Source organism: Thalassotalea sp. ND16A, from assembly GCF_000764205.1.
Taxonomy (GTDB): Bacteria; Pseudomonadota; Gammaproteobacteria; order Enterobacterales; family Alteromonadaceae; genus Thalassotalea_A.
The window spans coordinates 1-2,960 of sequence record NZ_JQDZ01000061.1 but is presented as its reverse complement, the minus strand read 5'-3'; the positions used below and the strand labels follow the sequence as shown (position 1 = coordinate 2,960).

1 rRNA gene is annotated in these 2,960 nt (G+C 50.4%); it reads left to right on the top strand.

Annotation, left to right across the window (positions count from 1 at the left end):
- Positions 1 to 39: 39 nt before the first annotated feature.
- Positions 40 to 2,940 (top strand): 23S ribosomal RNA (locus tag ND16A_RS09045).
- The last annotated feature ends 20 nt before the right edge of the window (positions 2,941 to 2,960 follow it).

Below are 2,960 nucleotides of genomic sequence, written 5' to 3'. Positions count from 1 at the left end.
TAAATGACAAAAGACCAGCAAGACTTTTTGGGGTTGTATGGTTAAGTGACTAAGCGTATGTGGTGGATGCCTTGGCAGTTAGAGGCGATGAAGGACGTGTTAATCTGCGAAAAGCTGAGTTAAGCCGATAAAAGGCGTTATAGGCTCAGATGTCCGAATGGGGAAACCCACCCAACATAAGTTGGGTATCATATAGTGAATACATAGCTATGTGAGGCGAACCGGGAGAACTGAAACATCTAAGTACCCCGAGGAAAAGAAATCAACCGAGATTTCCTTAGTAGCGGCGAGCGAACGGGAATTAGCCCTTAAGCGGTTTGTACATTAGTGGAATGCTCTGGAAAGGGCAGCGATACAGGGTGATAGCCCCGTACACGAAAATAAACTTACCGTGAAATCGAGTAGGTCGGGACACGAGAAATCTTGACTGAATATGGGGGGACCATCCTCCAAGGCTAAATACTCCTAACTGACCGATAGTGAACCAGTACCGTGAGGGAAAGGCGAAAAGAACCCCTGTGAGGGGAGTGAAATAGAACCTGAAACCGCATACGTACAAGCAGTGGAAGCCGGATTTAGTCTGGTGCCTGCGTACCTTTTGTATAATGGGTCAGCGACTTATGTTCTGTAGCAAGGTTAACCGATTAGGGGAGCCGTAGCGAAAGCGAGTGTTAACTGCGCGTTTAGTTGCAGGGCATAGACCCGAAACCCGGCGATCTACCCATGGGCAGGTTGAAGGTTGAGTAACATCAACTGGAGGACCGAACACACGTATGTTGAAAAATGCGGTGATGACTTGTGGGTCGGAGTGAAAGGCTAATCAAGCCGGGAGATAGCTGGTTCTCCCCGAAATCTATTTAGGTAGAGCCTCGCACGAACACCATTGGGGGTAGAGCACTGTTAAGGCTAGGGGGTCATCCCGACTTACCAACCCTTTGCAAACTCCGAATACCAATGAGTGATATGCGGGAGACACACTACGGGTGCTAACGTCCGTTGTGGAAAGGGAAACAACCCAGACCGCCAGCTAAGGTCCCAAAGTCATAGTTAAGTGGGAAACGATGTGGAAAGGCATAGACAGCTAGGAGGTTGGCTTAGAAGCAGCCACCCTTTAAAGAAAGCGTAATAGCTCACTAGTCGAGTCGGTCTGCGCGGAAGATGTAACGGGGCTAAACTATGCACCGAAGCTGCGGATTTGACCTTAGGGTCAAGTGGTAGGGGAGCGTTCTGTAAGCCGTTGAAGGTGAATCGTAAGGTTTGCTGGAGGTATCAGAAGTGCGAATGCTGACATGAGTAACGATAAGGGGAGTGAAAAACTCCCCCGCCGAAAGACCAAGGTTTCCTGTCCCATGTTAATCAGGGCAGGGTAAGTCGGCCCCTAAGGCGAGGCGGAAACGCGTAGTCGATGGGAAACAGATTAATATTTCTGTACTTCTATATATTGCGAAGGAGGGACGGAGCAGGCTAAGCAAGCATGGCGCTGGTTGTCCATGTGAAAGTGTGTAGGATGGTGACTTAGGTAAATCCGGGTCGCTCTCTTCATTGAGAACTCTGAGACACGAGACGAGGTCCCACGGGACTGAAGTTGTTGATGCCATACTTCCAGGAAAAGCTTCTAAGCTTCAGATATATAGGAACCGTACCCCAAACCGACACAGGTGGTTAGGTAGAGAATACTAAGGCGCTTGAGAGAACTCGGGTGAAGGAACTAGGCAAAATAGTACCGTAACTTCGGGAGAAGGTACGCTCTCTAGTGTGAAGCCCTTGCGGTGTAAGCACAGGAGAGTCGAAGTAACCAGGTGGCTGGAACTGTTTATTAAAAACACAGCACTGTGCAAAATCGAAAGATGACGTATACGGTGTGACGCCTGCCCGGTGCCGGAAGGTTAATTGATTGGGTTAGCGCAAGCGAAGCTCATGATCGAAGCCCCGGTAAACGGCGGCCGTAACTATAACGGTCCTAAGGTAGCGAAATTCCTTGTCGGGTAAGTTCCGACCTGCACGAATGGCGTAATCATGGCCACACTGTCTCCACCCGAGACTCAGTGAAATTGAATTTGCGGTTAAGATGCCGTATACCCGCGGCTAGACGGAAAGACCCCGTGAACCTTTACTATAGCTTGACAGTGAACATTGCTCCTACATGTGTAGGATAGGTGGGAGGCTTTGAAACCGCGTCGCTAGATGTGGTGGAGCCAATCTTGAAATACCACCCTTGTATGCGTGATGTTCTAACCTGGGGCCCTAATCGGGCTTGGGGACACTGTCTGGTGGGTAGTTTGACTGGGGCGGTCTCCTCCCAAAGAGTAACGGAGGAGCACGAAGGTTGGCTAAGTACGGTCGGACATCGTACGGTTAGTGCAATGGCATAAGCCAGCTTAACTGCGAGACAGACACGTCGAGCAGGTACGAAAGTAGGTCATAGTGATCCGGTGGTTCTGTATGGAAGGGCCATCGCTCAACGGATAAAAGGTACTCCGGGGATAACAGGCTGATACCGCCCAAGAGTTCATATCGACGGCGGTGTTTGGCACCTCGATGTCGGCTCATCACATCCTGGGGCTGAAGTCGGTCCCAAGGGTATGGCTGTTCGCCATTTAAAGTGGTACGCGAGCTGGGTTTAGAACGTCGTGAGACAGTTCGGTCCCTATCTGCCGTGGGCGTTTGAGAATTGAAGAGGGCTGCTCCTAGTACGAGAGGACCGGAGTGGACGAACCTCTGGTGTTCGGGTTGTCACGCCAGTGGCATTGCCCGGTAGCTACGTTCGGAACTGATAACCGCTGAAAGCATCTAAGCGGGAAGCAGGCTTTGAGATGAGTTCTCACTGGGACTTTAAGTCCCCTAAAGGGTCGTTGGAGACTACAACGTTGATAGGTCAGGTGTGTAAGGACTGTGAGGTCTTGAGCTAACTGATACTAATTGCCCGTGAGGCTTAACCATACAACACCCAAGAAGTTTTG